A 25,215-nucleotide genomic window follows, 5' to 3' on the forward strand; every position below is an offset into this window, starting at 1 on the left:
TCTGTCATGGTCTGAGATAAAAGCTGACGGGCATGACTCCCAAAGGTAACGGGGCAGCGATGCAGGAGGGCAAAAAAGGCCCGGGATCATCCCGGGCCTCTGTGATGGTGGTTCGAAGCGTTTACTTGCCGGTGGGAAGTGCGGGAGCCGTCGGCTTCTTGGCGTAGCGGACTGCGCCTGCGGTCTCATACTTCTTGGTCACCGTGCCAACATAGACGCGGAAGAGCTCTTCGCGCTGATCGTTGAGCTGCTGCTCGCGGGTCTGATCGAAGTTCTTGGCAATCTCGTCGGCCGTGGGCTCCTGCTTGTCGGTCACCGTCAGCACAACACCGGAGCGGCCGAGGTTGATAGGACCGGAGACAACACCCTTGTTCAGCGAGAAGGCAACGCTCGCAGGACCGCCCATGGAGCCGATCTCCGGTACCTGGGCATCCCGTCCAACCATCTCGCTGGACTTCACCGGGATATTCATCTCCGCTGCAGCCTTCTTCAGATCGTTGAGCACCTTGGCGCGGTCATCGAGCTTGGCCAGCTGGGTGTTGAGCAGCAGGGGAACCTTCTGCTCACGGTAGTCGTCGAGGATATGCGTCTTATAGTCGGCGAACTCAGGGGCATGAGCAGCCTTGACGTCGACAACCTGGAAGACAGCGAAGCCGTCGCCGGTGGAGACAGAGGCAGGATCAGCTCCCTTGACCACGCTAAAGGCCTGGGTCAACAGACCGGAGGCATCGGCCAGACCGGCTACAACGCCATCCTTGGCGACATAATCAGTGGTGACGGCGTGGAGGCCACGAGCCGTTGCGGCCTTCTCAAGGCCATTCTTCTTGGCGTCGGAGGCGAGCTGCGAAGCAAATGTCTGCTCGGCGGCACCTACGCGCTGCTGCTCAAGAACAGGAACGATCTCAGCCTTGACCTCGGAGAGAGGACGCAGATGAGCTGTCTTCTTCTCTTCGACCTGAAGGATGTGATAACCGAACTGCGTCTTGATCACGTCGGAGATCTGTCCGGCGTTGAGCGAGAATGCCGTCTTGTCGAACTCAGGAACAGTGCGGCCGCGATCGAGCCAGCCGAGCTCACCGCCCTGCGTCTTGCTGCCGGGGTCATCGGAGTTTTTGCTGGCGAGATCGGCGAAGTTGCCGCCGTTCTTGATCTGCTTCAGCAGGTCGTCGGCCTTCGCCTTGGCAGCCTGATCGGTCTTGGCATCAGCACCCTGCGGTACGGCGACGAGGATGTGGCGAACCTTCACCTGCTCCTTCACCTCGTACTGCGACTTGTGCTGGTTGTAGTAAGCCTCAACATCGGCATCGGAGATCTGCGGCTTGCCGCCGGGCAGATTCGAGGCATCGAAAGAGGCGTACTGGATCTTGCGCGTCTCGGGAACAGCGGTCGCGTACTTCGCGGCATTGTCCTTGAAGAACTTCTGGAGCTCATCGTCGCTGGGGGCGACGGTCTTGGCCAGGTCGTCCGCCGAGATGACGGCGTAGTCAAACTTCACCTTGGTGGCCTGCGTCTTGTACGCCTCACGCACGGCGTTGTCGGAGACGCTGACGCCGCCGGTGATCAGCGACTGCAGACGCTGCAATTCCATGTCAGCCTTGATCTGCGACTCGAACTCGGAGCGGCTGGTCTGGAAGAACTGCTGCACGAAGTTCATGTAGGCGTCGTCGCCGATGTACTTGCCACCGGGAAAGAGGTACTGCGCGAAGGCACCGGTCCGCAGCTCGCGACGAAGGTCCTCATCGGAGACCTGCAGGTTCATGCGGTCTGCCTCGTGCTTGAGGATCTGGCGCTGGACCAGAATCTGAGCAGCCCGCTGCGACATGTAGGGCAGAAGAAACTCGGGAAGACGCTGCTGCTGAAGCTGACGGGCGGCAAGCTGGTTGACTTCGGTCGTCTTCACGGTCGAACTGTCTACGCCCAGGCGGCCAAGAAATCCTGTCTGGCGAACCGTGGCAAAGACGTCTGCGCCGGTCGTGCCTGCGTCGTCAAAGACGCCGGGCACAAGAGTGATCACCATGGTGACCACCGCAAAGCCAATAATGACAGCAAAGAGAATCTTGGTGATGCGGTTGTCCTGCTGCAGAATACGAATCATGCTTGACTGAAGACCTTTACTTCAACGCCACCATCCGACACGGTGAACGCGCGCCCGGTATTTGCGAAGCCAGAACAAGACCCCCTGAGGGTCTGCCGGATGCAGGGCAAGCTTAAAGTATAAATCAGAGGGCGCGGTGGATTCCCTCCCCTGCCTGCCGGGAGTAGAGACTTAATCGTTATGCCAGCCCCACAAAATACATCGGCGGACCCGGTGTGGGGTCCGCCGAAAATCTCTTCCGCCAGGCTCAACGATAGCGGTAGTAGGGGTAGTACGGTGCGGGATATCCATAAGGATACGCAACCGGGCCATAGGGATACGGTGAAGAATAGCGGCGCTGCAACTGCTGCGGTCCTGCCATCTGGGGCGGCATCGTCGCGGCCAGTCGATCAAGTTCAGCCTGCGAGACCGCATTGATTGGGACTTGCTGCGAAAGCCGGAAGCTGAGGAGCGCCTCAGAAGGAACAGTAGCATCGCCCTGGTGAGACGCCGAGGACAGGCCGATGCCGGCGACGCCGCCGATGCCTGCTCCAAGCAGCGCGCCCGGACCACCACCGGCGACCGCTCCGATGAGGGCACCCATGGCTCCGAGACCGACGGTGGTGCCGACGGTCTGGCCGGTCTTGCTATACCCCTGGTGCGTCCACGGATCCGTCGCCAAAGCGTAGGTGCGGCCTTCGAGAGTAATCTGCGTCAGCTGCAGTGCAAGACCTCCGCCGCCTTTTAAGTCACCACTGGGATGAACGTCGACGACCTGCCCCTGCACCTGAGCCCCACGCGGAACAGCGACCATACCTCCGAGGACGACCTGGTTAACGACGACGCCGTCAAAAGCCGCTCCCGGCTGAGTGTGACGGCTGTCCATCGCCTGATTGATGCGAACCTGCAGATAGGTGCCGACAGGCAGCGTAAGGGAATCTCCTGCCTGCTGCGAGCGATATGGCTGTGGCGAGGTGCTGGCAGGAGGATAGGCTCCGGCCTGCTGCGGATAAGGCGGATACTGCTGTTGCGCCCCCTGCTGCGAAGAATAGGGTGGCTGAGGAGCGCCCTGCTGCTGCGGCGGCATCGATGCACCGGCATCAGCTTGCTGTTGTCCGTCTGGCTGCTGTCCTGCATCGGCAGGCTGCTGCATATTCCGATCGGCAGGGTCAGGACTGGCATCGCTGGCGGCCTGTGATGTATTCGCATCAGGCTGCGTCGCCTCCCCGATGACCAGCTCATCGACAACCTTCACCACGCCGGGAGCAGTTGCGACGGCCTGCTCAGCCTTGTCGCGTGATGCCTCATCACGCACCGAACCGGTGATGGTAACCGTTCCATAAACGGTCGTAGTGCCGATAGCCTGATCTGCAAGTTCAGACACACCCGCCAGCGCCTTCAGGACATTCGACTCCACCTGTGCATCCGGCATACTCTTCTGCTGCGCAAGAGCCGAAACAGAGAGTGCTGCTGGTCCGACTACACCTAGAACGGCCAGGCGAATCAAGCGCCTCCAACCGTGATCCGTAAACATACGTCCCTCCATCGAGACGGCACATGTTGCCCACTTAATCAAACGTATTTAAAAGAAAAAAGTTACGGCAGCCTATGAGGATATATAAGCATTGCCCTTACAAAAGAGATTATCTATGGCGTGTTATCTCTTTGCCATGAGGCTATTTGACGCCACATGAAACCAGCAGTATATTGAAGAAGCGGGGTGGAGCAGCCCGGTAGCTCGTTGGGCTCATAACCCAAAGGTCGTAGGTTCAAATCCTACCCCCGCAACCAATAAATAAAATCAATTAGTTACGTAGTTTGTGCCATTCGGACAAACTACATAAACTCTCAATGACAAAAATCAAGGTTTAGGCGCTCGCCGGCATCGGCTTGAGCACCATATCCACAACCTTGCTATTCGCCTCCCACTTCGCTTGAAGTCATAGCCTGTCCATAGACGTTCATCGTCGTCTTGGATCGACGCATGGCGCATCAGCTCCTGCTGCACCTTCATCGGCGCTCCCGTCTTGTCGAGCCACGAACGGTACGTACGGCGGAACGTGTGCCAGCCGAGATTCGCATACTTCCCTGCAGCAACCTCTCGCTTCTCGTGAATCAGGAGCGGCTTGCCGTTCGGCGTCGGATAGTCCTGCTTGCACCATACGCCAACACCGGCTCCGCACTCCCCGCCCAGCAGCCGCAGAAGCCGCAAATGTAGGATCAGCCCTGTTCCGATATTCGGCTGCTTGTTGCTCTCCGTGCTTTCCCGCCACTGGGATTTGCTGTCGCGCCGACCAAATGGTTCCACGCTCTCATCGAGGTGTTTACGACTTCAGTCAAGATCTTGCGGGAAGCTCCGTCCCTTGCCTGAATGGAGAGACCGTGAAGCACTGTCGCGTAAAAGGCGGCGATCGCTTTGACTGGCACGTTTTTAGCTACGTCCCCTTCGCGCTGACCACGCCGTAGCCGAGCCTCAATATCGACGCAGGTTCGCTTCCGCAACGAAGACAGATACTCCTGTACGCCTTTGTTCTCTACGGTGCAATTGATGGTGCTCAGAACAAGGAGGCAACCGCGCGACGCGGCGTGTGCGGTGAACAGATGGACACCATCCTGGAGCATGGCGTGGATGGCATCGTGCGTGGACAGATCACTGGCGAGTGCACGCGCAGTCGCGACGCCGTCGGTCTTCCGGTAGAGAGTGACAACCTCGCGAAATAACTCTTCTTTGCTGCCATAAGCAGCGTAGAGACTTGCCTGGTTGATTCCAAGAGCTGCCCGAAGGTCTGCCATGGATGTGGCCTCATAGCCCAAGGACCAGAAGATCTGCATCGCTTTGCGAAGACCTTGCTCACGATCGAACTCACGAGGCCGTCCGCGCCCACGGATCGCTGTTGAGATATCGTGGTTTATGGATCGCCTGGTCTGTATATTCGCCACCCCACTCATTCCTGCGTCAAATTATAGATCGATCGATCTGTAAATAGCATCCTAAATGTCACCTGCCAGACCGAAAGCCGTTTTTCTTCTGTCTGCCCGGACAGTCAGGTAGCGTGATCAAGATCCAGAAAGTACATGAAGACTTATAAAGAGAATGGCAGCGCCAGATTTGACGAGATGCAAAAAACTCTGGCTCCCGATGTAGTTCTGCACCAATCGTCAGACCTTCCCCATGGGGAGATCATGTTGGCCATGAAGGATATGAGCCATGGCCTGTTGCGATGAGCTCGATCTTCGACAAGCTCGAAGTCACCGAGCGTGAGTTCTTCGGACACGGTGACAAGGTCATCGTAGTGTGCCGGCTGATCACCCGATCCCGGATCAATGGCTCTGTTCAAGACTTTCCGATGACACAAGTCGTGACCGTCCGCGATGGAAAGATCTGTGATTTCAGACCGTTCTACTGGGATGTTGCGCGTACGTCGTTGCCGCACGCTAAACACCGACAAACAACCAATCGAAAGAGGTTTTGCTATGAATGCCCAAGAACAACAACCTGCGCTGGCAACGCTAACGCGCTTTTATGAGGCAGAGACTGCCTACCTTGCGTCGGGAACTCGCGACTTTTCCGGCATCGCAGCCACCCTTGATCCGGAATGCGTCATCTACCAGCCAGCGTCACTGCCGTACGGCGGAACATGGCGAGGGCATGCAGGGTTTGAGGCCTGGATGCAAGCCTTCGCCGAGATTTGGTCTTCGCTTGAGGTGAAGAGCCCTGAAATTTTTCCGCTTGGAGACGTTCTTGTGAGCCGCTCGCATGTGTACGCGAAAGTGCGCCGCAATCAACGTGAGGCCGATTGGCCTCTGCTGCAATTCTTTCGTGTACGAGAGGCGCGCATCCTCGAGCTGAGGCCCTTCTACTGGGATACGGCGGCACTTCTAAAGGCTATCAATCATCGCTGAAACAACTCAGACAAGGCAGGTTTGCGATGCTGGTAAGTCCAAACAACTCAACCCGAGGAAGGGATAAAAAGTCGAACGCTCTATTCCGGTATCGGCAGGCTGCACCCGTTCGAAGCCAAGCGGATAGGAGCGGGTGGTTATTATGGAACAATTGATTTAGAATGTTCATGGCATGGCACGAAGCGTCGAATTCGATGAAGAGCTGGCCATTCGGGCCGCGATGGAAGTCTTTTGGGAAAAAGGCTACAAGGGAGCATCGCTGCGCGATCTGACCGACGCCATGAAGATCAACCCAAGCAGTTTGTATAACACCATTGGCGATAAGCACGCGTTGTTTCTGCGCTGCGTACAACGCTACACCGATGACCGTACAACATACATCGCTTCTCATCGTGCGAGCGGCAGGTCCCCCGTGGAGACACTCAAGATCTTCATCGATGATGCCGTGACCAATATCACCACCAACGCGCACAGCTGCATGGCCATCAAGGCTGCGTTTGAAGTCGCTGCCGATGACATCCGCGTTCAGGCCATATTGAAAGAAGACAACGATGCGATGTACCGCTTTCTTTGCTCGCTGCTTACCCTCGCGATCAAAAATGGTGAGATCAAGACCGAGGAAGACCCGAAGCTGCTTACCGATTACCTGATAAGCATCTATATCGGTTGGCATGAATCATTCATCCTCGATCGGGATGCTACCAAAATCAAGCGAATGGCCCGCTTTTTATTGCGGCAGCTCACCCGCTGAATTCGCATCAGCCTTCAGCAACTTCACGGACGTAGCTCTTTTTATGTCTTATTCTGAAACGCTTGTTTTACAAAAGGAGAAGAAATACGCAATGGCCAATTCACTTCTGCAGGACATCACCCTCGAAGGCAAGACTGCGCTCGTGACAGGCGGCACCAAGGGCATCGGCAAAGCAATTGCCGAGCGTCTAGCTCGTGCTGGAGCCACGGTTGTGGTTACGGCGCGAACGCGTCCGTCCGAAGCCAATTCCGAACACCAATTCATCGCTGCCGATTTGACCACCGTTGAAGGAACCGCAACCGTGGTGAAGGAGGTTCAAGATAACTTTGGCGCCGTAGATATCCTGATCGAGAACGTGGGCGGGCTACGCGCCCCTGGTGGCGGTTTCAGCGTTCTCACGGACGAGCATTGGGAGAACGAATTGCGGCTGAACCTGCTGCCCACCATTCGACTGGACCGCGCATTGCTGCCGGGGATGATCGCGAAGAAGAGCGGCGTCGTCATCCATATTTCCAGTATTGCGGGAAGGATGCCACTTTGGGAGGTCAACATGGCGTATGCCGCTTCCAAGGCGGCCTTGAACTCCTACAGTAAGGCACTCGCAAATGAGGTAGCGAACAAGGGAGTACGCGTCCTGACTGTTTCTCCAGGGGGAGTTGCCACGGAACCCATGATTCAATTCATGGAAAGCCTGGGTGGGGCCTCCGGCGCATCCCCGCACGAGGTCTATAAGAATCTTGTCGATCGATTTGGGGGAGTGCCGATGGAACGAATGGCTGAGCCCGAGGAGGTGGCCTCGCTTGTCGGCTTTCTGGCCTCGCCTGCTGCTGCCTATCTCACGAGTGCGAACTACATGATCGATGGCGGCGCTGTTTCGGTGATCTAGCAACCGTGTGGCATTCCTGGCCGGGCAGTCCTGAACGAGAATGCCCGGCCTCTTGTTGCAACGAATCTCGCAAATGATTTGCGAACCTGGCGTCGTCAAGGCAGGGAGTTTCGAGCGCTCCTTGGATTTCTTGGATCAGTTGGCCATAGGCCTCGCCTTTGTCTTTGCACTCTGCGCACTGCAGGCCTTCGCGCAGGCTTCGTGATACGGGCGCATCTGGATGCCAACACGACATTCTCGTCGGTCATACCTAGAAGACTAATCATCTGGAATAAGCAAACTGCTGGGCCAGATAGATTTCGTGTACATAGAAACGGTCAGTCCATAAGGCCCTCATTAATTTGTATGAAAGAGATTGGGAACTATACCCAGTCCGTAAACACTGCGATGATGAACATATATGGACGTACACAAACAGATTTCCTGGAGCTTCTCCCAACTTCGGGCCTTTCGAATTGTTGCGGAATACAGCAGCTTTACTAAAGCGGCAGAGCAGATGGAAGTGACACAACCATATATTTCTGGGCAAATTTCATCTTTGGAGGCGCGTGTCGGCGCGCCCCTATTTAATCGCGTTGGAAGACGTGCCTATCTCAATGCCGCCGGAAAAATGTTTCTCCCTTACGCGATTGCGATTCTCGATCGGGTTCGCGACGCAGACCGCGCAATTGATGCTTTTCGCGGTCTGAGCAGCGGTTATGTCACGATTGCTGCCAGCTCCACGCCTGGGGCCTACATTCTTCCCCGCATTCTTCGCCAGTTTCTGAGCGATTATCCGGGAATTCGGATTACGGTTCACATCAAGGACCAATTGCATGTCGAGCAGTTGCTGCTCCGTCAAGAAGCTGAAATTGGAGTCATTGCTTCCGAGCCCGCTTCGCCGGAACTAGAGCCCCGACTCCTTGGCATTGATCGCGTGCTCCTAATTTGCAGCCCAGATCATCGACTGAATCGTGGAGTTCCCATACACCTTCGCGAGCTCGAAAACGAATGCTTGATCGTCCGAGAGGAGACGTCAGGAACGAGAATTCTAACTGAGCAGGAGTTTAAGAAGGCGAACCTTAGCCCCCTGTCGAAGATTGAATTCACAAATAACGATGCGATTAAAGAGGCTGTGATGGAAGGCCTCGGGGTAGCCTTCGTCTCCCAGCGTTCGGTTCGAACCGACCTAAAGTCCAGGAACCTAGTCGCCATTCCGATTGAAGACTACAGCGCAGCTCGCCCCCTAATGCTCCTGACCAATGCTGGTCAGCCTCTCAGTCCTGCCGCGACAGTACTTCGCAATCTCATCGTCGCCGACGCCGCAAGGGATGAAGCGCAGCAATAAGGTCCCCTGTTTGTTGAGAAATCGCCGCTACGACGAGCCTAACCTCATTGCACCGATCGCTGGATCCGTCTTGCTTGCTCGACCATTTTCGAGATGACCGGCATACTGCCATACGGTCTCTCCGTCTCCTTGAGATCTGAGAGTCAGACCATACCAACGGTCGCTTCCGGCAACAGATATTCGATGTTGTGCCTTTGTTCCCGGCCGTAATGAGATGGTCTGTACTTGTAGCTGACCGGACGAAAGCCGGTAGGCTTCATCGTGCGTGATGGTAACTTTTTTGCTTTGGGGTGATTGATTGTGAATCTCGATCATGATCGCTAACCGCTCGGGCTCATAGGTCGTGATAACTTCGAGCGATTCCTTTTCTTCAGAATTTCCCTTAAACCTTCTATAGAAACCATTGGGGCCATGAACCGCAAGATCGTAATCTCCTTCCGATTGTGCATTCCATGGAGAGACCATCAACTCCTTCCCTGCTTCAATCGTGTACACCCACCGGCCTTGGTGCTTGCCGTAATCGTAGACATGAAAGACCACCCCCGACTTTCCCCGGTTGGCAAGCTTCAAAGAGAAACGGCCATCTTTGCTCCGCAGAGCATCAGCTGACAAGATGTAAGGTAGGGCCCGTGCACGACGCTGGCCAGCTCCCTGGCGAGTTGCGGCCTGTGCTGCAGGTATATGGAGTTGCGCTCCATTCTTAGAGCGCGCCACTCGAGCCAGGTAGTCTGCCGTATCCGCCAACGCAAGGCTACGACAGTCATTCTCAGGATCTGTGAAATCGAAGGCCGAGAGGAGGTTGCCGCACACTGAGCGGCGCCAGTTGCTTATATTCTCTTCTCTTACCCCAAAGCGTTCTTCAACAAAGCGGAGGACCGACGTATGGTCGAAGACCTCGGAACAGACCCAGCCTCCCCGCGTCCAGGGAGAAACAATAATCGCTGGAACCCGCATGCCGAGCCCAATCGGATGTTTTCCCAGATTCGCATTCTTGCCATCATCGGCATAATGCTTGAACTCCCCATCCGTAGATACCGTACTGATCCCTTCAGCCTCCGAGGCTGGAGGGCGGGGGGGCGGCATGTGGTCGAACATGCCGCCGGTCTCGTCGTAGTTCAGAATGAAGACGGTCTTGGCAAACATATCTGGAAAGTCCGTCAATGCTTCGACCAGCCGTGCTGTTACGTTCTCCCCATTTGCAGGAACATGATCAGGGTGTTCTGAAAGATCGGCTGCCGTCACAATCCACGAAACCTGAGGTAGAGTGCCTGCCTTCAGATCGCGGCGGAAAGCCTCTACCAACTGCGTCCCATCGGAACGCTTCCGATTAGAGGGATCGGGGTCATGTTCGGAGACCCAGGAGCGCCCTCGGCGATAGAGCTCGGACGTTTTGTCCGCAGGACGAAAGTTCTTGTAAACCGATAGCAGGTTGTCGCCGAAGTTATCGTATTCCTGGTACACCTTCCAGGTAACGCCTGCCGCCTGAAGGCGTTCTGCATACGTGGTCCAGGTGTAGGCCGCGAACTTCTTGTCCTCATCCATGCATGCAGAGGGCGTCTCGTCTTCTCCAGCATTTGACATGACTGGATCGCCGCCAACTGTACCGCCCCCATTGCATCCCGTGAAGAGGTGATGTCGGTTTGGATATGTCTGCGTCAGCGTCGAGCAATGATAGTGGTCACAGATCGTAAATGCGCTAGCCAACGCATGATAAAAAGGCAGATCATGCGCATCGTAATAGACCATGCGCTTGTGCAGTTCTTTACTCGCACCCCACGCATCGTATCTTCCGCCATTGAGAATTGTCAGGTTGTCCTGATGACTCTGACCTGAACCATCGACGGTATAGGCCGTTGTAGTTACAGAGTCCCCATGAAAGGGCATCACGTATCCGTCAACGTGTTCATCACTTGTTTGCTGCCAGACCGGGCGATTGTCGGGAAGACGCACCGCACGCGGATCTCCGAAACCCCGTACCCCATTCAGCACACCAAAATAGTGATCGAACGAACGGTTCTCCTGCATGTGAATGACGATGTGCTCGACATCCTTGATCGTCCCGGTTTTTCGATGAGCAGGTATTGCCATCGCTTTGCGGATTGACGATGGGAGCAAGCCAACCATGGCGGCATTGCTAAGACCCATTGTTGTCATCCGGAGAAAATCACGCCGCTCTTTTGACTGCATTGACCCTCTACTATTTCTCTCTGCTTCACCATCATTCCGCGTCATAATCTCCTCCCTACCCTTCCAAGAGAGTCATCTCTTCATCGATGATGTCGATCGCCTTCCCCATCTCTTCACGAGTGATCGTCAGGGCAGGAGTGAGAGTCAAAATGCGTCCCATGGTGGTCTTGAAGTTAAGTCCTTTACGCAACGCGCCATACATGATTGCCTCTGCAGCCTGTGCTGAAGACCGGCCTGCAATTGGAGAACGGACCTCGACTCCAATCAGCAGACCCAATCCCCGGACATCAACGATCATGGGGTGACGTGCCTTCAGATCATGCAACCGTTGTAACGCATACTCTCCAAGAGCCGAGACGTGGTCAAGCAAACCATCTTCGATCACATCAATCGCAGCCAGCGCCGCCGCAGCCGCAACCGGATTTTTCTCATGCGTATAGTGACCGAGTGCGCGATCCCCTGCAACATCAAGATGCTGGCGAGCGATCAGTGCCGCCAGCGGAAAGATGCCGCCGCCCAGGCCTTTGCCGATCACCACCATATCGGGCACTATCCCGTAGTGCTCGAAGGTGAACATCTTTCCTGTTCGCCCCAGAGCATGGGGAATCTCATCCAAAATCAGAAGCGCACCGTGCCGGTCACAGGCCGCTCGCACCGCCTGCCAGTACTCTGGAGGGGGAATATAGGGGGTGCTCCGGACCGTCTCCGCGATCACCGCAGCCACATCACCTTCCTTTTCCAACATGTACTCGATGTAGCCGGCGCAATGCAGATTACAACTGCTTCCGCAGTGGAATGGACAATTCACTGGGTCCGGAGGCGGAGCATGTTCTGTGCCAGGTAGCAACGGCCCGGCGTTGTTACGGAAGGTTGCCTCTCCACCGATCGAGATCGCGTCGAGAGATGCCCCATGAAAGGAGTCCCACATGGAGATCGTCTTATAACGTCCCGTAGCCGCGCGAGCGAGCTTCAGCGCCATACCGATCGCAGCTGTACCGGCTGGGGCAAACAGGACTTTATTCAAATCTCCAGGAGCTAGATGCGCAAGACGCGAGGCCAGCTTGATTGCCGGAATGTTCGTATACCGGCGCGTGCAGAAAGGCATCTCCTGCATCTGCTTTGCCACTGCTTCGATGACACGAGGATGGCCAAATCCCACCTGATGCACACTGTTGCCATGGAAGTCCATGTAACTTCTGCCTTGCAGGTCTTCAATATTTACGCCATGGCTCTTGGTGAGCACATTTAAACACGGGGTCGATAAAGATTGATGTAGAAAATACTTCGCATCCTCTTCAAGCCAATGACGCGTCTCCGCATCGAGCCATTCTTCGTTCCACTGCTGCCGTTCCAAAGAAAGATTCGTATCGCCTTCAGACTGAGCTATCTGTACAAATGTCATGCCGTCATCTCCCGTGGTTCTTCTTCCGGCAGTCTGCCGTAGTTCCAATAAAAAGCCTGCAATAAGCCACCGCACAGCGCAAAGATCACAAAGACATGGAACAACAAGTTCCACCCAAAGCGTCCGGCCATCAGTGCGACCATATACGGAGAGATCAGCTGCCCTAACGAGCCCACACCGCTGATAAATCCAGAGACCGTTCCGGTGCTCAAGGCACCTCCCGCATCCTGTGACGCAGCTCCCTGCAGTAACGTATCAGGGCCGAAATTAGTGATGCCGATTAAGGCAATTCCCAGAGCATTCGTCCAATGACTGGCGGCACCGAGAAACGGCTGCAGCAGGCATGCAATACCGAGCCCCCAGAACATGAGAGCGCACACTGGAAATCGTCGCGAACCGAAACACTTGTCGGAAAGATATCCAGCCGCAAGTGCGCCTGCGAATCCCGCTAACTCGAAAATACCTGAGGTATAGCTGGCCTCAGCCGCCCGATAGTGCAGTTGCTGCGTCATGTAGAGGGGCAACCAAAAAAGAAAGGCATACCTCGTGATCTTCGCGAATAGACATCCTCCAGCAATCACGAGGACTTCTGGACTGCGCGCGATGAGGAGAAACTTTTCAAACATCGACTGGCTAGGAAGAATCTGCGACAACGCCGGATCGTTGGGATCAGGCATCGATGTCTCTTCCAACTCCACGATCTGCACTCCAACTTCTTCCGGTGTGTCCCTTACGCCGAGAAAATAAAATGCCGCAACGCACAGGAGAATGACAGCAGGCATCCAGAACGCGCGTTGCCAGGCTGCTCCGGGAAGAAACGTGCAACGTGTAGCAAAGTACGTTACGGCAAGCGTCGCCAAAAATGCGCCGAGCACATAATTTGTCGTCCACCAGGACATCACAATGCCCCGGTTCTTCTTGGGAAACCAGTTGGACATCATCTGCACCAGTCCCGGCCAGCCGCCTGCCTGGCCAAGTCCGTTGACCATCATCATGGCAAACAGGATCTTTGGTGAAGAGGTGAACGCCATCGCCATATTGGCAAGTGCCGCTATACACATGCTCAATGCCACAACGAGACGAGCACCAAATCTGTCAGACAACACGCCGCAAATCATCTGGCCAGCGGAGTACATCAGGCTGTACACAAAAATCATGTTGGCAAAAGCCAACATCCCTAACGTACTGTGACCAGACAGCAGCGGAATAACAACACTGAAGTTCTTCCGGCAAAGGTAGAAGGAGGCGTAGGCCACCCATGTCACGGCAAAGATACGCGATTGCCATTGCAGTGTCTGGGACATGACACGGATTTTCATTTATGGCCGATCCCAGGGAAGTGAGTACGTTTTGATATAGGTCATACTTTTAGCGGCCTCGATTACGCCTTCTTTGTATCCAAGACCTGAAGACTTGATTCCTCCGAAGGGAGAGCACTCTAAGCGAAACCCGGGTATCTCATTAACATTCACCGTGCCCGTCTCCAGATCCGAGATCACTCTCTGTATTGACGGCCAATGATCGCTTACGACCGCACCTGAGAGTCCGAACTCCGTGTCATTGGCGATCTCGATGGCTTCGTTCAAATTCTGGAACCGGATAATTGGTGCAACCGGCCCGAAGGTCTCATGGCGAGCGATTGTCGTCTCGTTCGAAACATTGTCCAGGACCGTAGGAGCATATAAAGCTCCTTCGCGTGTGTGCCCCGCTATAAGACGGGCGCCCTCTGCGATCGACTGTTCAACACTCTGCTCAATTGCCATGGCCGCTTTCTCAGAGATCACGGTTCCCATCTGGGTGGCCGGATCCATCGGATTGCCAAATCTCAACTGTTCAGCTTTGTGAGCGAGAGATTCTGCAAAACGATCCGCCAGAGATTCATGCACCAGCAGGCGTCGAATCGCAGTGCAACGCTGTCCACTGTTTTTAAAGATTCCAGCAGCGGCCAACTCTGCTGCCTTTTCCGGATCGGCGTCCTCGAGCACCAGCATCGCTGAGCTTCCACCCATCTCAAGAACAATGCGCTTATAAGCAGCCACGCCCGCGATACGTTTGCCGACGGCCGTACTGCCGGTAAACGTTACCATCTCCACAAGAGGGTTTGTAATCATGCTTTCGGCAACCGCAGCGCTCTCGCAGTTGATCACGCTTAGCATCTCCGGCGGCAATCCGCAGTCATATGCCAACCGAGCAATGTAGTGCGCTGAAAGCGGCGTGAGCTGTGAAGGCTTCAGCAGGATTGGGGCACCAGCCGCAATCGCAGGAGCCACTTTGTGGACCACCTGGTTGAGTGGATGGTTAAAGGGTGTAATCGCACAGACCAGCCGCAACGGATGCCGCGTCGTGTAAATTCGACGCGGCTTTGCTGAAGGTGAAACATCGCATGGGAAGACCTGGGAGTCATCCTGCAGTGATTGAATTGCCGAGAACATCAGCACATCACAAGCTCGGCCCACCTCGTACGTCGTGTCCTGCAATGAAAGTCCGGACTCAAGGCTAATGAGTCTGCTGACCTCATCAATCTCGGCGGATAACCGCTGTGACATCGCGTTCAGAATGCGGTAGCGCTCATGACGAGAGAGTCTAACCCGGCCGGCAGCCATCTTGTCTATGGCTCGCCCTGTCAGAGCTGCATCAGCCAACGCCACAGCTCCAACCTTCTCTCCCGAATACGGGCTGCGGATATCCAGCCAGCCGGATCCCGCCTCCTCCTGGCCGACAATCAAATTTGCATACTCCCGCGTCATTGGTTACCTCTGTGTTCCATTGAGAGCAAAATCGTAGATGTCATAGTTATTGACGAAGCCGGATGCCAGACGTTCCGCGTATTCCGGAAGCAGTGGACGGTTGATCACGAAGGGTACACTTCGTTCGTGCAGGCCGCCGTGCGAACGCAGCCCCTGATGGACACCCGACAAGTCATGCCATTCCGGTGTTCTGCCAAATGTTGTGACATGGTCCCCCAGCACGACAAGATCCCCTATCCGATCTTCCGGAAGTAGAAACTGCTTCGCAGCCTCATCCCGGGACAAGACCTGCTCGACGCCACTGACCGCAGCAAGCATCGCTCGCGCATCTTCGATCCCGCCATTCGGGAGATAAACCGTCGCGTAGGATCCCAACGCTCCATGATGAAGCACGTAAGGATCGGTGATCGGCAAGATGACAAAAGCACCTTCAAATCCCGCCTCGTTCAACAGCGTTTCAAGAAACCGTACTCTCGGCGTTCCGTCGGCACAGGTCTTCGCGTTCATTCCATGGTCTGCCGTGACTGCAACAATTGCGCCTGTCGCATGCAATCGTCCCAGCATCTCATCCACCCTCTTGTAAAACGCGTGAGCCAACTCTTCGTCAGGTGCCGCCTTGTGCTGCACATAATCCGTCGTACTTAGATAGAGCAAGTCAGCGACCCCGGCCTCCAGCATCGCGGCACCGGCCTCCAGGCAATAAATGCTCGCTTCCGGATCATAGATTCCTGGTGATGTGCCTCCGCGCAACGCCGCAACCATAGCCAAACGAGGATCCGTGTGAATAACGTCCTGAGCCTTTTCTACTGAAAAACAGATTCCGTCCAGACCGTAGCCGAGAATGCTTCGCAGCTTATCCTTAGCTGTCACTACGGCAACCGAACGCCCTGCTTGAGCCATTGCGGCGAACAACGTGCCGCAACGTAGATACTCCGGCGAGTTCATCATCACTTCGGCGCCGCTCTCAGCATCGTAGTAGAAGTTTCCACTGATGCCATTCACCTTTGCCGGTACGCCAGTAGCAATCGCAACATTATTGGGATTGGTAAAGGAAGGGATTGCGGAATTGGCAATTCCCTGGGCACCTCCCTGCATCATCTTTGCCAGGTTCGGCATGACATCAACGCACGCTTCAAGATAGCTTGGGTCTGTACCGTCAAGGCAAACCGCCACGACAGGCGGTGTATCCAAGCGATAAGACCTTCCATTTACTTTAATCACTTCTTCTCCTCGAATTAATGTCTCCATGCCTTGAGCCCTCCGACGACAAGAATGAAGGGTCATTGGCGAGAGGTACGGCTCCCCGTACGCGCTATCGCAATGCGAAACGCGTACGAGGCAAAGTTGGTGCGTTTACTGACTTAATACAGAATCTTCAGCGCGAACTGCAGGATTCTTGGATCTCCTTGCGTGGACGTAATCATGCCGAAGGTGCTGTTCCCATATTGAGTATCTGGATTAGTAAAGTTGGCATGGTTGAGAACATTGAAGGCCTCAGCACGAAATTCAAGCTTTGCCGAATCCATCATCGCTGGAAGAGCAAATACCTTGTTGATCGAAGCATCAATGTTCACATATCCAGGCCCGTATAACGTGTTTCTGCCGATATTTCCGAAGCTCCCGGGAGCGCCGCCAGTGACATTCGCCGTGTTGAAGTATTGATTCAACATCTGCGAGCGCGACCGACTCGAGCTGAACTTCAATGGTCCCGTCTGATCCGCGTGGGGACTACACCCCGGACCGCATCCTGCCTGAGTCGAGCTGGCGGTGATCGTCGAAGGATAACCTGTTTGGATCGTAGCGATACTACCGATGCGCCAGCGATTCGTAAAGAACGAGGCGAACGTTCCTTCACGTGTCAGCTTCGGTGTCTCATACAGAACAGACGCAACCAGAACATGCTTGCGGTCATAGTCAGATGCTCCGCGAAAGGCAAATGGATTGGATGGGTTTGGGCTAGATGAGCCTCCATTCATATCCTCTACGCTTCCGTTCTGCGTTGTGTAATCCAACGCCTTGGCAAACGTGTAGCTGGCAGTAAAGTTTAGGCCGTTCCGCATGGGATGCGAGACAAACAGCTGCAACCCGTTATAGTCTGCGTTTTGTCCAGCCTGAAGAAGATACAGGCGCTCAAACTCCGGTCGTGGGCGACGAGTCTGGATCGTCTGGGCGTTTCCCTGCACCGTCATACTGTAGTCATACTTCGGAGCATTGATGTCCTGAGTAAACGCGAGCTGTGACGAGTGATTTCCAACGTATGCGAGCCGATAGGCCCATCCCGGAGCAACCTGGTGTTCAATTGCCAGGTTCCACGCATACGTCGAAGGAATCTTCCAATGCTTGACCTGTGCATACGCAAATAGCGGAGTCGGGAATACAAGGTTTGGATTATTCAGGAACCCCGTCGGCAAAGGGAAGACATTCAGCGATTCGCGCCCTTCGTACGGCTTATCGAACGAACCGCCCTGCATATTTTGGTCGTAACCAAATGGCGCCTGATCGCTCAGCGCATTCAGCATATAGACCTCGGGGGTGCTGTAATAAATGCCCGCTCCCCCGCGAAGACTCATCGTTCCATCACCAAGCACATCCAGCGCAAAACCTGCGCGGGGAGCCAACAGGTTCCACATCGAATCAGTGATTCCATTGTTAAGCTTTTGACCGTTTAAAGTGTCCCCGGGGTACAGGAGACCTGCCGGTGAATTGCTATAGACCTGCGACTTCACACCCGTCGCATAAAGATCTTGCTGAAACAAGACATCGCGATTCTTCGTATCGGTCAGGGGTGTGTATGGCTCCCAACGCAGTCCAAGATCAATCGAGAGTCGCGGAGTGAGCCGAATGCTGTCTCCACCATAGAGCGCCTGGTAATGGTGGCGGCGAAACTCAAACTCTCCCGTTCCCTGCGTGAACTCGCCAAGACATCCGAGAATGGCATCCGCCTGATCGAAGCCTGTACAACGACCATCGAACGAAAATACACCGGAGGCATGGTAGGGGTTGTACTCGTTATAGCGTGACCAGCGCATCTCTCCGCCAAAGTTCACATTGTGTCGTCCCTTGGAGAACTGCCAGGATTGTGAAAAGCCTCCGCTGCCGCGCTTGAAATCCGCCGATCGACCGGCGCTGCCCAGGCCAAATCCACTGGTTCCGTCGAGACCGACGTCCATCTCGTTGGCCAGCGGGTTGATGTCGATTCCCAGAGCCTGCTTAATATTTCCCCACGGGGAATCCAGGTTTCGGTGTGCCGGAACATAGTTGAGGTACACATGACTATCTGCCAGCAAATTATTCGTGATCGTCCAGGTCCATCCCAACGTGCCGCTATGCGCATTGGTCTTGGCTCCGTCTTGACTTGTGCCAAGGTTATTCCCGATAAACGGCTTAGGGGCATTGTCGCTCTGCATCAGATAGCGAGCATAGATCGTGTTATGAGAATTCAGAAGATAATCCGCACGACCGACATACTGAAAGACGGTTGAATTGTTTAAGACAGGCGCCGACACCAAGCCATTGGCGTTAGGCTCCGGCCAGAACGCAAGCAGCTTCTGCATTGCCGGGGACCACGCCGACTGCGGAATCTGGTTATTCAGGTAAGGAGTTCCGGTCGTCGGATTCACAAGCTGTATCTTCGAGCTACCATTCAGCAGATCTGAGAAATCTCCTCTGCGATAGGCCGCCGGCATCGCTTGCACGAGATTACTGCCTTCCAGCTGACGGACCCAAGTACCCTGCCAGCCAGCAAACAGGAAGAGCTTGTTCTTGATAATTGGTCCACCAATCGTGAACCCGCCCTGATTACGCTTCAGTTGATCACCGGTGGTTGAGAAGAAGTTGTTTGCGTTGAAAGCCGTATTGCGGACGAACCAAAAGAGCGTTCCATGGTACTGATTCGTTCCGCTCTTCGTGATGATATTGACAGACCCACCGGGACTTGAGCCAACATCAACTCCTTTGCCCGCAGTGACAACACTAAACTCCTGCGACGCATCCGGAAACGGAAACGGCATGCCAGAGTTGTACATCGTGTCGTTATTGTCCGCTCCGTCCAGCGTATAGCGCGTTTCATTGTTTCGGGCTCCGTTGATGGAGAATTGACGACTCCCGGCCGTGATCTTGATACCATCGCCATACCCCTGCTGATCAGCACCGTGAGTGTTCTGTGCAATCGAGACTCCCGGAGAGAGCAGTGCCAGATCTGCAAGATTTCTGCCATTCAATGGCAGCTCCTCGACGCGCTGCGAATCCACCACAACCTTCATGTCGTTGCCCTGCAATTGAACAAGCGAGGGATCCGAGGTCACATCCACCGAGGTCTGTACACGATCAACGCCAAGTTTCGCTTCGATCTTCAGGTTGTCATTGACATGAAGAATGACACTGCTCTTTTCAAACGGGGAAAATCCCACCCTCGAGATGCGGATGTTATACGTTCCCACAGTGAGCGAGGGGATACGATACTCTCCCTGGTTATTGGTCGTGTCGGTACGAACCTGCTGCGTTCCGATCTCGATGACGGTGATGGTTGCGCCAGGAAGAGCAGCACCTTGGCCGTCATAGACCGATCCGAATAAGCCGGCCGTATTTCCTTGTTGCGCCAAACCTTCCCTGCACGTACCAAGCGCAGACAACAAAAGAAGGCAGGACAGAAGCCTGCAAAGTACTTTCCGCTTCGACAGTTCGCCAGTAGCTATGGACCTCAGCATATTCTCTCCTTGAACCGATCTAGGACAGCTCATAGCCCATGCGACTGATCCGGTGTCACTCCCGAGGGCTCAAATATTCGTTTTTTTTAAAAAAGAGGGCTTATTACCCATTTCTGAGCATTCGTGCTGATGAAGCTATTTCTTGTGAAAGTGAACTTGGTTGTGCTGCTAAACGGATAATAGCAACGAAATTTCAGCACATGAGGTCGGAGTACTTTTTTGTAAATCGGAAGATTATGAGTTCCATAATCAAAACGAGGACAAATTAATCCCTCATTAATGGTCACGCGAATTCGGCAGCCTTCCAAAATTCTGGCAGCGATCTCACGCAACCGTGATGCGTATGGCTTAGGTTTGAGAAATCTCCACCTTCGGCCACCCAGACCTGCACCTTCGCGTCGGGATACGTGAAGGAAGCGGGCAGAATGCCTATCACGGTGTAGGGCTTGCTATCGAGATGGATTTGCCCCCCCCAACAATGCCGCAGCAAACCGTTTCTCACCTGCGTCGCACTTACCTACCGACATTTGCCGCACCTAGCGAAGCACGGTGCGCTTTATATGTCTTATTCCCGTACAGTGCATTTACGTTGTAACGTGTTAGACATGCAGCTTCATCCTCTATGATCCGCAAGTGAAATACCTTCGGCGGCTTCATTGTTCCGGCAAACACCCCTTCCACCACATACAAATCATCTGCCTTCGGGAGCCATTGGCATGCTTCGTAGAGAGTTCATTCGACTCGCATCGTTCACAGCAGGCGCGTTAACCTTCTCCGGTCCGGCGATGCTTCACGCAGATGGCGATAGCAACGCCTCTCTCTCCGGGGATGATCTTTACAAGCTCTTCCTCGATGCTCCAAATCAGTATCGCCCGATGGTGCGCTGGTGGTGGAACGGTGATCGCATCCGTGTGGATGAACTGCTCCGTGAGCTGGATATCCTGCAGCAGGCATCGATCGGTGGCGTCGAGATCAACCCCATCCGCTTCCCTTCCGATGCCGATCCACTCGACACCAAGCCCCTGATCTGGATGAGCGATGAATGGATCGCCGCGCTGAAAGCAGTCATGGACGGAGCAAAGCAGCGCGGCATGGTCTGCGATATGATCGTCGGCTCCGGCTGGCCCTACGGCGGTGAGTTCCTAACGCGCGAGGATCAGACACAGATGATGGCGCTCGGCACACGAGACATCCAGGGTCCGGCACACATCCGTCTCACATCGCAGGAGCTGCTGGCCGACGTGCAGCCTCATCTGGTCTCGGCCTATAAAGATCCGCTCAAAGAACTCATCTCCGCTTCGCTCGTTCCCCATGAGCTCTCGACCACGGAGCAGGCAACGTCGATCACCTGGGACAAGAGCAAGAACGTTCTTGAATTCGACGTACCGGAAGGACAGCATGTCCTTTATTTTCTCGTGAAGCTTACGGGCTACATGGCCGTCATCAATGGTGCCCCGGGCGCAAGTGGCCCCGTGCTCAATCACTACAACGGGCCTGCGGTCTCCCGCTATCTTGACCGGATCTCCGATCGCCTCACGGACAAGCTCGGTCCGCTCCACTCGCAACTGCGAGCGTTCTTCACCGACAGTATTGAGCTGGAGGGCGCGAACTGGTGCGACGACATGCTGCAACAGTTCCAGCAGCGTCGCGGCTACGACCTTGCCCCCTATCTGCCATTCGTCCTCTTCAAGGTGGGAGAGATGGGGAACGCCGTCTCCACGCCCTACGGGGCAAACTTCACGCTGGAGTTCAAAGAGAAGACCGAGCGCGTGCGATACGACTTCGAGACGACCAAGCGAGAGCTCTTCAACGAAAGATTCGTCGCCACCTTCGTCGCATGGTGCCGTAAGATCGGCGTCAAGTCACGCATGCAGGCCTATGGGATGGAGTGCGATGCGATCTCGGCCGGAATGATGGTCGACATCCCCGAGTGCGAGACCTGGATTCACTCGGAGGAGATCGAATCTTTTGGGACCGGCTCCTATATTCACGGCCGCAACTATTCCATGATCAACAAATTCGTCTCATCCGCGGCTCATCTCTCCGGCAAGAGACTGATCAGCTGCGAAGAGATGACCAACACGGAAGACCCCTTTCACACAACCATGGAGCGTATCAAGCTCGCTGGCGACCAGAGCATGCTCTCCGGTGTGACGCAATCCGTCCTTCATGGATTCAACTACAGCCCGCTCGCGGCGCCATTTCCCGGCTGGGTGCGTTACGGCACCTTCTTCAACGAACGCAATACCTGGTGGCCCTACTTTCATCTATGGACCATGTACAAGGCGCGCCTCTCAGCGCTCTTCCAGATGTGTGAGATGCAGGCGGACATCGCCATCCTTCCACCGCAGGCAGACCTCGCTTCCAAGTATGGATTTCAGCGAGACCCCTTTCCGAAGATCGCCTACCCCGAGTACCTGTTCAAAATCTGGGAGGCGATACACCAGAACGGAAGCGGCTGCGATTACCTGTCGGAAGAAGTCATCGCACAGTCTTCGATCAAGGATGGGAAGCTTCGCTTCCGTACGCGTTCCTATAAAGCGATCCTGCTACCCAGGGTGGAATCACTTCATCCCGCTACAGCGGAGAAGCTCCAGACCTTCGTCGAAGGCGGTGGAGTGCTTGTGTTCCTCGACACAGTGCCGCATCTCTCTGACGGGCTTATGCACCAGGAAGCAGACAGCCGCACGGTGGAGGATCTCTTCACGGCGATGCGCTCGAAATTCCCGGAGCGCACGCCGCAGCTCTCCGTGCGCGAAGAAGATATGGTGGGCTGGTTCCGTGAGGTGCAGCAAAGCTTTTCGCTGAAACCGGACGTCTCCATCAGTGAACCGAAGGATTACGTCAGCCAGCTGCACTATCGCAATGGAGATCAGAGCATCTTCTTCTTCACCCACTACGGGCCGGAAGATCGCCACACCTTTCAGGCACACTTCCCCGAAGAGAAGAAGTCTGCGTGGCGATGGAACCCGGAGACGGGTGAGCGTAGCCGACTGCAACGGAACATCAGCGATGGATCACTAACGATCTCCCTCGGCCCGTCAGAATCGCAACTGATCGTCTTTGAAACATCGCGCGCAAAGACGATCCCTCATACCGTGGAACTTTCTTATCCGATTGCAGACCGAAAAGAGACGGCATCGGAACCTCTCCAGGGTCCGTGGAAGGTGCGGCTTCAGCATGTGGACGGCACCGACAGAACCATCACGCTGGACAAGCTCATCGACTTCAATGAACGCGAGGACCTGAAGTCCTTCGCCGGAACCATCACCTACTCGCAGAGCTTTTCCACTGGATCGAAGACACCGCAATGGCTTTCACTCGGCCGTGTGCGCTCCATCTCCGAGGTCAGCCTGAACGGCCATGCCCTGGGCGTTCGCTGGTACGGCGAGCATGTCTACCCCATGGCCAAGGCAGTCCGGAGGGGACAAAACGCGATCTCAATCAAGGTTGTCACCACACTCGGTGACTATATGAAGACGCTGAAGAATAACCGCACGGCGATGGATTGGACCTCCTACACCCCAAGCTATCCCCTGGGACTCATCCATACTCCGGAACTAATTGTCGATTGAACTCTTCGGCTATCGAGACTCTTTGAGCAGATAGATACGGAAGGCCGCAGGGGTCTCCGGCCGGTTCCATAGGCGAACCTGCTGATGACTGCTCCACTGATCCGCCAGGCGATAGTTTTCGCCGAGGTAGCTTGCAAGCTCAGGCCATGCTTCCATCCATTGGAATCCCTCGTGGGCGATGAAGCAGGGCTGGTCCGTCACCACGATCGTCCGGGGCCGTTTGGTTGTCAGCGACTGGAGAAACTCACGGCGGTAGCGATCGCGCAAAGGACTCACGGGCATCGTGAGATAGCAATCGTAGAGATAGCCGGTGCTCTGCTCCAGCTTTAGCCGATACAGCGTGCTGCTGCAGCCGACGTACGTATCGAGACACTGAATACCCTCCGCGGAAGACGCCTGCATCCCGATCAGCCTCTGCGCCAGCGCATCCTGAAAGGGCGCGGCATGATCGAAGCGAGAGATACGCCACACCGATAGCGGAGCCAGCACGAAGGCATACGCCACAAAGGCAGCTGCACCGGCATATCTCCTCCACCCTGGGCTTTGCATGAGGCGATAAAAATCATTCGACATCAGCACCAGCATGAAGAACAGAAGCGGGTAGCGGTGATACGACAGCCCCTTTCCCTGGACAAGGTACGAGACCAGCCCCGCGGCCGCACAAAAGGCCAGCGCCACGCGCTCCGCCGTCCATCTCATCTTGCCGAGAAGCACTGCGATCAGCCACAGCAGAAAGAACTCGTTGAGCGGCGAAAGACTGTGTACAAGCAGAAACCACAGGCCGCGGCGAGGCAGTTGACCATGCAGCGCCCCGATGGTCGTCAGCACATCGTACAAAGCGCCGACCGCCCCATGCGACGCGAGCCACAGAATCGCGATCAGAATCGGAAGACAGAATCCTGACAGCATCGCAGCGACTCCGGCAAGTGGCCGCCACGCGATGAATCGTCTCGAGGGGGCGTAGACCAACGGCAACAATGCCAGCAGAAGGAGCGTCGGCTTGATAGTCGCCGTGAAACCGACGATGAGAGAAAAAGCGAAGATCCTCTGCAGCCATCGATCATCGTCTCGCACCAGAATGACGTACGCGCACACGGCAAAGACAGCCATGGCGAAGTCACGCTGCCCTGCCTCCACTAAACCATCCTGCAGATGGACCAGCACAAAGAGCAGACCGGCAGAGAGGCCGGCAAGCATCTGCTTCTTATCGCGCTGTACTGCACATGCGGACGCAACGCAGGCCAGCACACATAACAGCAGATCGTAGAGACGCACCCCCACATCGCCCGGCCCGAGGAGATGGATGACCAGCGCGTCCAGGAAATATGACCCCGGCAGATTCAGGTCTTTGATTCCGACGTATGGCGTGTGCCCCTTTTCGATCAGGAAGACGACGTAGTGGATGATTCCCTCATCCCCGAGGAGCGGCCATCGCGCACCGAAGATAACGGCAGCCACACACGCGATGCTCAGCAGCGCAACGCAAAGCGGCAGTATGCGTCGGGTCAAGCCATCCTGATCAGGAGAAGCGGCGAAGTTCATCTGGTAGCTCATTGTACCGACGCTGACCTGAGGCCGATGGAAGAACTTCCAGGATCTGCGCGTCTTCAACCTCTGCCTCTGGCCGTCATGATGATCCCACCTGTCATCTAATTCC

General features: G+C 55.3%; 16 protein-coding genes, 1 tRNA gene and 1 pseudogene. 7 read left to right on the forward strand and 11 right to left on the reverse strand.

What is annotated here, in order from left to right; translation table 11 throughout:
- Positions 1 to 121 precede the first annotated feature (121 nt).
- Together PW789_RS12715 and PW789_RS12720 are read right to left on the reverse strand one after the other, a co-directional pair.
- On the reverse strand, positions 122 to 2,095 hold the full coding sequence (locus PW789_RS12715) for a peptidylprolyl isomerase (protein WP_299376898.1): 1,974 nt from the start codon (positions 2,093 to 2,095) through the stop codon (positions 122 to 124).
- A 247-nt stretch (positions 2,096 to 2,342) separates the two neighbouring features.
- On the reverse strand, positions 2,343 to 3,581 hold the full coding sequence (locus PW789_RS12720) for a BON domain-containing protein (RefSeq protein WP_299376901.1): 1,239 nt from the start codon (positions 3,579 to 3,581) through the stop codon (positions 2,343 to 2,345).
- A 207-nt stretch (positions 3,582 to 3,788) separates the two neighbouring features.
- Here PW789_RS12720 and PW789_RS12725 point away from each other — a divergent pair.
- Positions 3,789 to 3,865 (forward strand) — tRNA-Met (locus PW789_RS12725).
- Between the two features lie 70 nt (positions 3,866 to 3,935).
- On the opposite strand, the gene PW789_RS12730 is transcribed toward PW789_RS12725, so the two are convergent.
- Together PW789_RS12730 and PW789_RS12735 are read right to left on the reverse strand one after the other, a co-directional pair.
- Positions 3,936 to 4,286, reverse strand: coding sequence for a hypothetical protein (locus PW789_RS12730; protein WP_299376905.1), 351 nt, complete (start codon positions 4,284 to 4,286; stop codon positions 3,936 to 3,938).
- 8 nt (positions 4,287 to 4,294) lie between these two features.
- Positions 4,295 to 5,023, reverse strand: a complete 729-nt coding sequence (locus tag PW789_RS12735) for a TetR/AcrR family transcriptional regulator (protein WP_367182554.1) — start codon at positions 5,021 to 5,023, stop codon at positions 4,295 to 4,297.
- A gap of 272 nt (positions 5,024 to 5,295) precedes the next feature.
- On the opposite strand from PW789_RS12735, the pseudogene PW789_RS20145 reads away from it, so the two are divergent.
- The 5 genes and pseudogenes from PW789_RS20145 to PW789_RS12755 form a co-directional block, all read left to right on the forward strand.
- A pseudogene (locus tag PW789_RS20145) lies at positions 5,296 to 5,403 on the forward strand (hypothetical protein); the annotation flags it as partial.
- A 55-nt stretch (positions 5,404 to 5,458) separates the two neighbouring features.
- Positions 5,459 to 5,977: a nuclear transport factor 2 family protein gene (locus tag PW789_RS12740; RefSeq protein WP_299376908.1), complete on the forward strand. Its 519-nt coding sequence runs from the start codon at positions 5,459 to 5,461 to the stop codon at positions 5,975 to 5,977.
- Between the two features lie 172 nt (positions 5,978 to 6,149).
- Complete coding sequence (locus tag PW789_RS12745; RefSeq protein WP_299376911.1) at positions 6,150 to 6,728, forward strand: TetR/AcrR family transcriptional regulator; 579 nt, start codon at positions 6,150 to 6,152, stop codon at positions 6,726 to 6,728.
- A gap of 43 nt (positions 6,729 to 6,771) precedes the next feature.
- Positions 6,772 to 7,614, forward strand: a complete 843-nt coding sequence (locus tag PW789_RS12750; RefSeq protein WP_299376914.1) for an SDR family oxidoreductase — start codon at positions 6,772 to 6,774, stop codon at positions 7,612 to 7,614.
- A gap of 400 nt (positions 7,615 to 8,014) precedes the next feature.
- Positions 8,015 to 8,941: a LysR family transcriptional regulator gene (locus PW789_RS12755; RefSeq protein WP_299376917.1), complete on the forward strand. Its 927-nt coding sequence runs from the start codon at positions 8,015 to 8,017 to the stop codon at positions 8,939 to 8,941.
- 27 nt (positions 8,942 to 8,968) lie between these two features.
- Here PW789_RS12755 and PW789_RS12760 read toward each other — a convergent pair whose 3' ends face one another.
- From PW789_RS12760 to PW789_RS12785, 6 genes are all read right to left on the reverse strand, one after another.
- Positions 8,969 to 11,128, reverse strand: coding sequence for a phosphocholine-specific phospholipase C (locus PW789_RS12760; RefSeq protein ID WP_299376920.1), 2,160 nt, complete (start codon positions 11,126 to 11,128; stop codon positions 8,969 to 8,971).
- A gap of 55 nt (positions 11,129 to 11,183) precedes the next feature.
- Entirely contained in the window at positions 11,184 to 12,530 is a 1,347-nt protein-coding gene (locus PW789_RS12765) for an aspartate aminotransferase family protein (protein ID WP_299376923.1), read from the reverse strand.
- Complete coding sequence (locus tag PW789_RS12770) at positions 12,527 to 13,849, reverse strand: MFS transporter (protein WP_299376925.1); 1,323 nt, start codon at positions 13,847 to 13,849, stop codon at positions 12,527 to 12,529. Before PW789_RS12770 ends, PW789_RS12765 begins: the two co-directional genes overlap by 4 nt.
- Positions 13,850 to 15,277, reverse strand: coding sequence for an aldehyde dehydrogenase family protein (locus PW789_RS12775; protein ID WP_299376929.1), 1,428 nt, complete (start codon positions 15,275 to 15,277; stop codon positions 13,850 to 13,852).
- Between the two features lie 3 nt (positions 15,278 to 15,280).
- A complete protein-coding gene (phnA, locus tag PW789_RS12780; RefSeq protein ID WP_299376931.1) occupies positions 15,281 to 16,525 on the reverse strand; it encodes a phosphonoacetate hydrolase in 1,245 nt (414 codons plus the stop codon).
- A gap of 113 nt (positions 16,526 to 16,638) precedes the next feature.
- Complete coding sequence (locus PW789_RS12785; RefSeq protein WP_299376933.1) at positions 16,639 to 19,878, reverse strand: TonB-dependent receptor; 3,240 nt, start codon at positions 19,876 to 19,878, stop codon at positions 16,639 to 16,641.
- An 821-nt stretch (positions 19,879 to 20,699) separates the two neighbouring features.
- Between PW789_RS12785 and PW789_RS12790 the strand changes: the two genes are divergently transcribed.
- Positions 20,700 to 23,558 (forward strand): glycosyl hydrolase, encoded by a 2,859-nt coding sequence (locus PW789_RS12790; protein ID WP_299376936.1) that lies wholly within the window; start codon positions 20,700 to 20,702, stop codon positions 23,556 to 23,558.
- A 9-nt stretch (positions 23,559 to 23,567) separates the two neighbouring features.
- Here the strand turns inward: PW789_RS12790 and PW789_RS12795 are convergent, their stop codons facing one another.
- On the reverse strand, positions 23,568 to 25,169 hold the full coding sequence (locus tag PW789_RS12795; RefSeq protein ID WP_299376939.1) for a hypothetical protein: 1,602 nt from the start codon (positions 25,167 to 25,169) through the stop codon (positions 23,568 to 23,570).
- Positions 25,170 to 25,215: the final 46 nt, after the last annotated feature.

The sequence above is a fragment of the Edaphobacter sp. genome (genome assembly GCF_028283685.1).
In the GTDB taxonomy this organism is placed as follows: Bacteria; Acidobacteriota; Terriglobia; order Terriglobales; family Acidobacteriaceae; genus Edaphobacter.

What these genes read in the sequence shown, in the direction of transcription:
- PW789_RS12715 (WP_299376898.1), bottom strand. Translation starts at nt 2,095, where the DNA reads ATGATTCGTATTCTGCAGCAGGACAACCGCATCACCAAGATTCTCTTT.
- PW789_RS12735 (WP_367182554.1), bottom strand. Translation starts at nt 5,023, where the DNA reads ATGAGTGGGGTGGCGAATATACAGACCAGGCGATCCATAAACCACGAT.
- PW789_RS12745 (WP_299376911.1), top strand. Translation starts at nt 6,150, where the DNA reads ATGGCACGAAGCGTCGAATTCGATGAAGAGCTGGCCATTCGGGCCGCG.
- PW789_RS12750 (WP_299376914.1), top strand. Translation starts at nt 6,772, where the DNA reads ATGTCTTATTCTGAAACGCTTGTTTTACAAAAGGAGAAGAAATACGCA.
- PW789_RS12755 (WP_299376917.1), top strand. Translation starts at nt 8,015, where the DNA reads ATGGACGTACACAAACAGATTTCCTGGAGCTTCTCCCAACTTCGGGCC.
- PW789_RS12760 (WP_299376920.1), bottom strand. Translation starts at nt 11,128, where the DNA reads ATGCAGTCAAAAGAGCGGCGTGATTTTCTCCGGATGACAACAATGGGT.
- PW789_RS12765 (WP_299376923.1), bottom strand. Translation starts at nt 12,530, where the DNA reads ATGACATTTGTACAGATAGCTCAGTCTGAAGGCGATACGAATCTTTCT.
- PW789_RS12770 (WP_299376925.1), bottom strand. Translation starts at nt 13,849, where the DNA reads ATGAAAATCCGTGTCATGTCCCAGACACTGCAATGGCAATCGCGTATC.
- PW789_RS12775 (WP_299376929.1), bottom strand. Translation starts at nt 15,277, where the DNA reads ATGACGCGGGAGTATGCAAATTTGATTGTCGGCCAGGAGGAGGCGGGA.
- phnA (WP_299376931.1), bottom strand. Translation starts at nt 16,525, where the DNA reads ATGGAGACATTAATTCGAGGAGAAGAAGTGATTAAAGTAAATGGAAGG.
- PW789_RS12790 (WP_299376936.1), top strand. Translation starts at nt 20,700, where the DNA reads ATGCTTCGTAGAGAGTTCATTCGACTCGCATCGTTCACAGCAGGCGCG.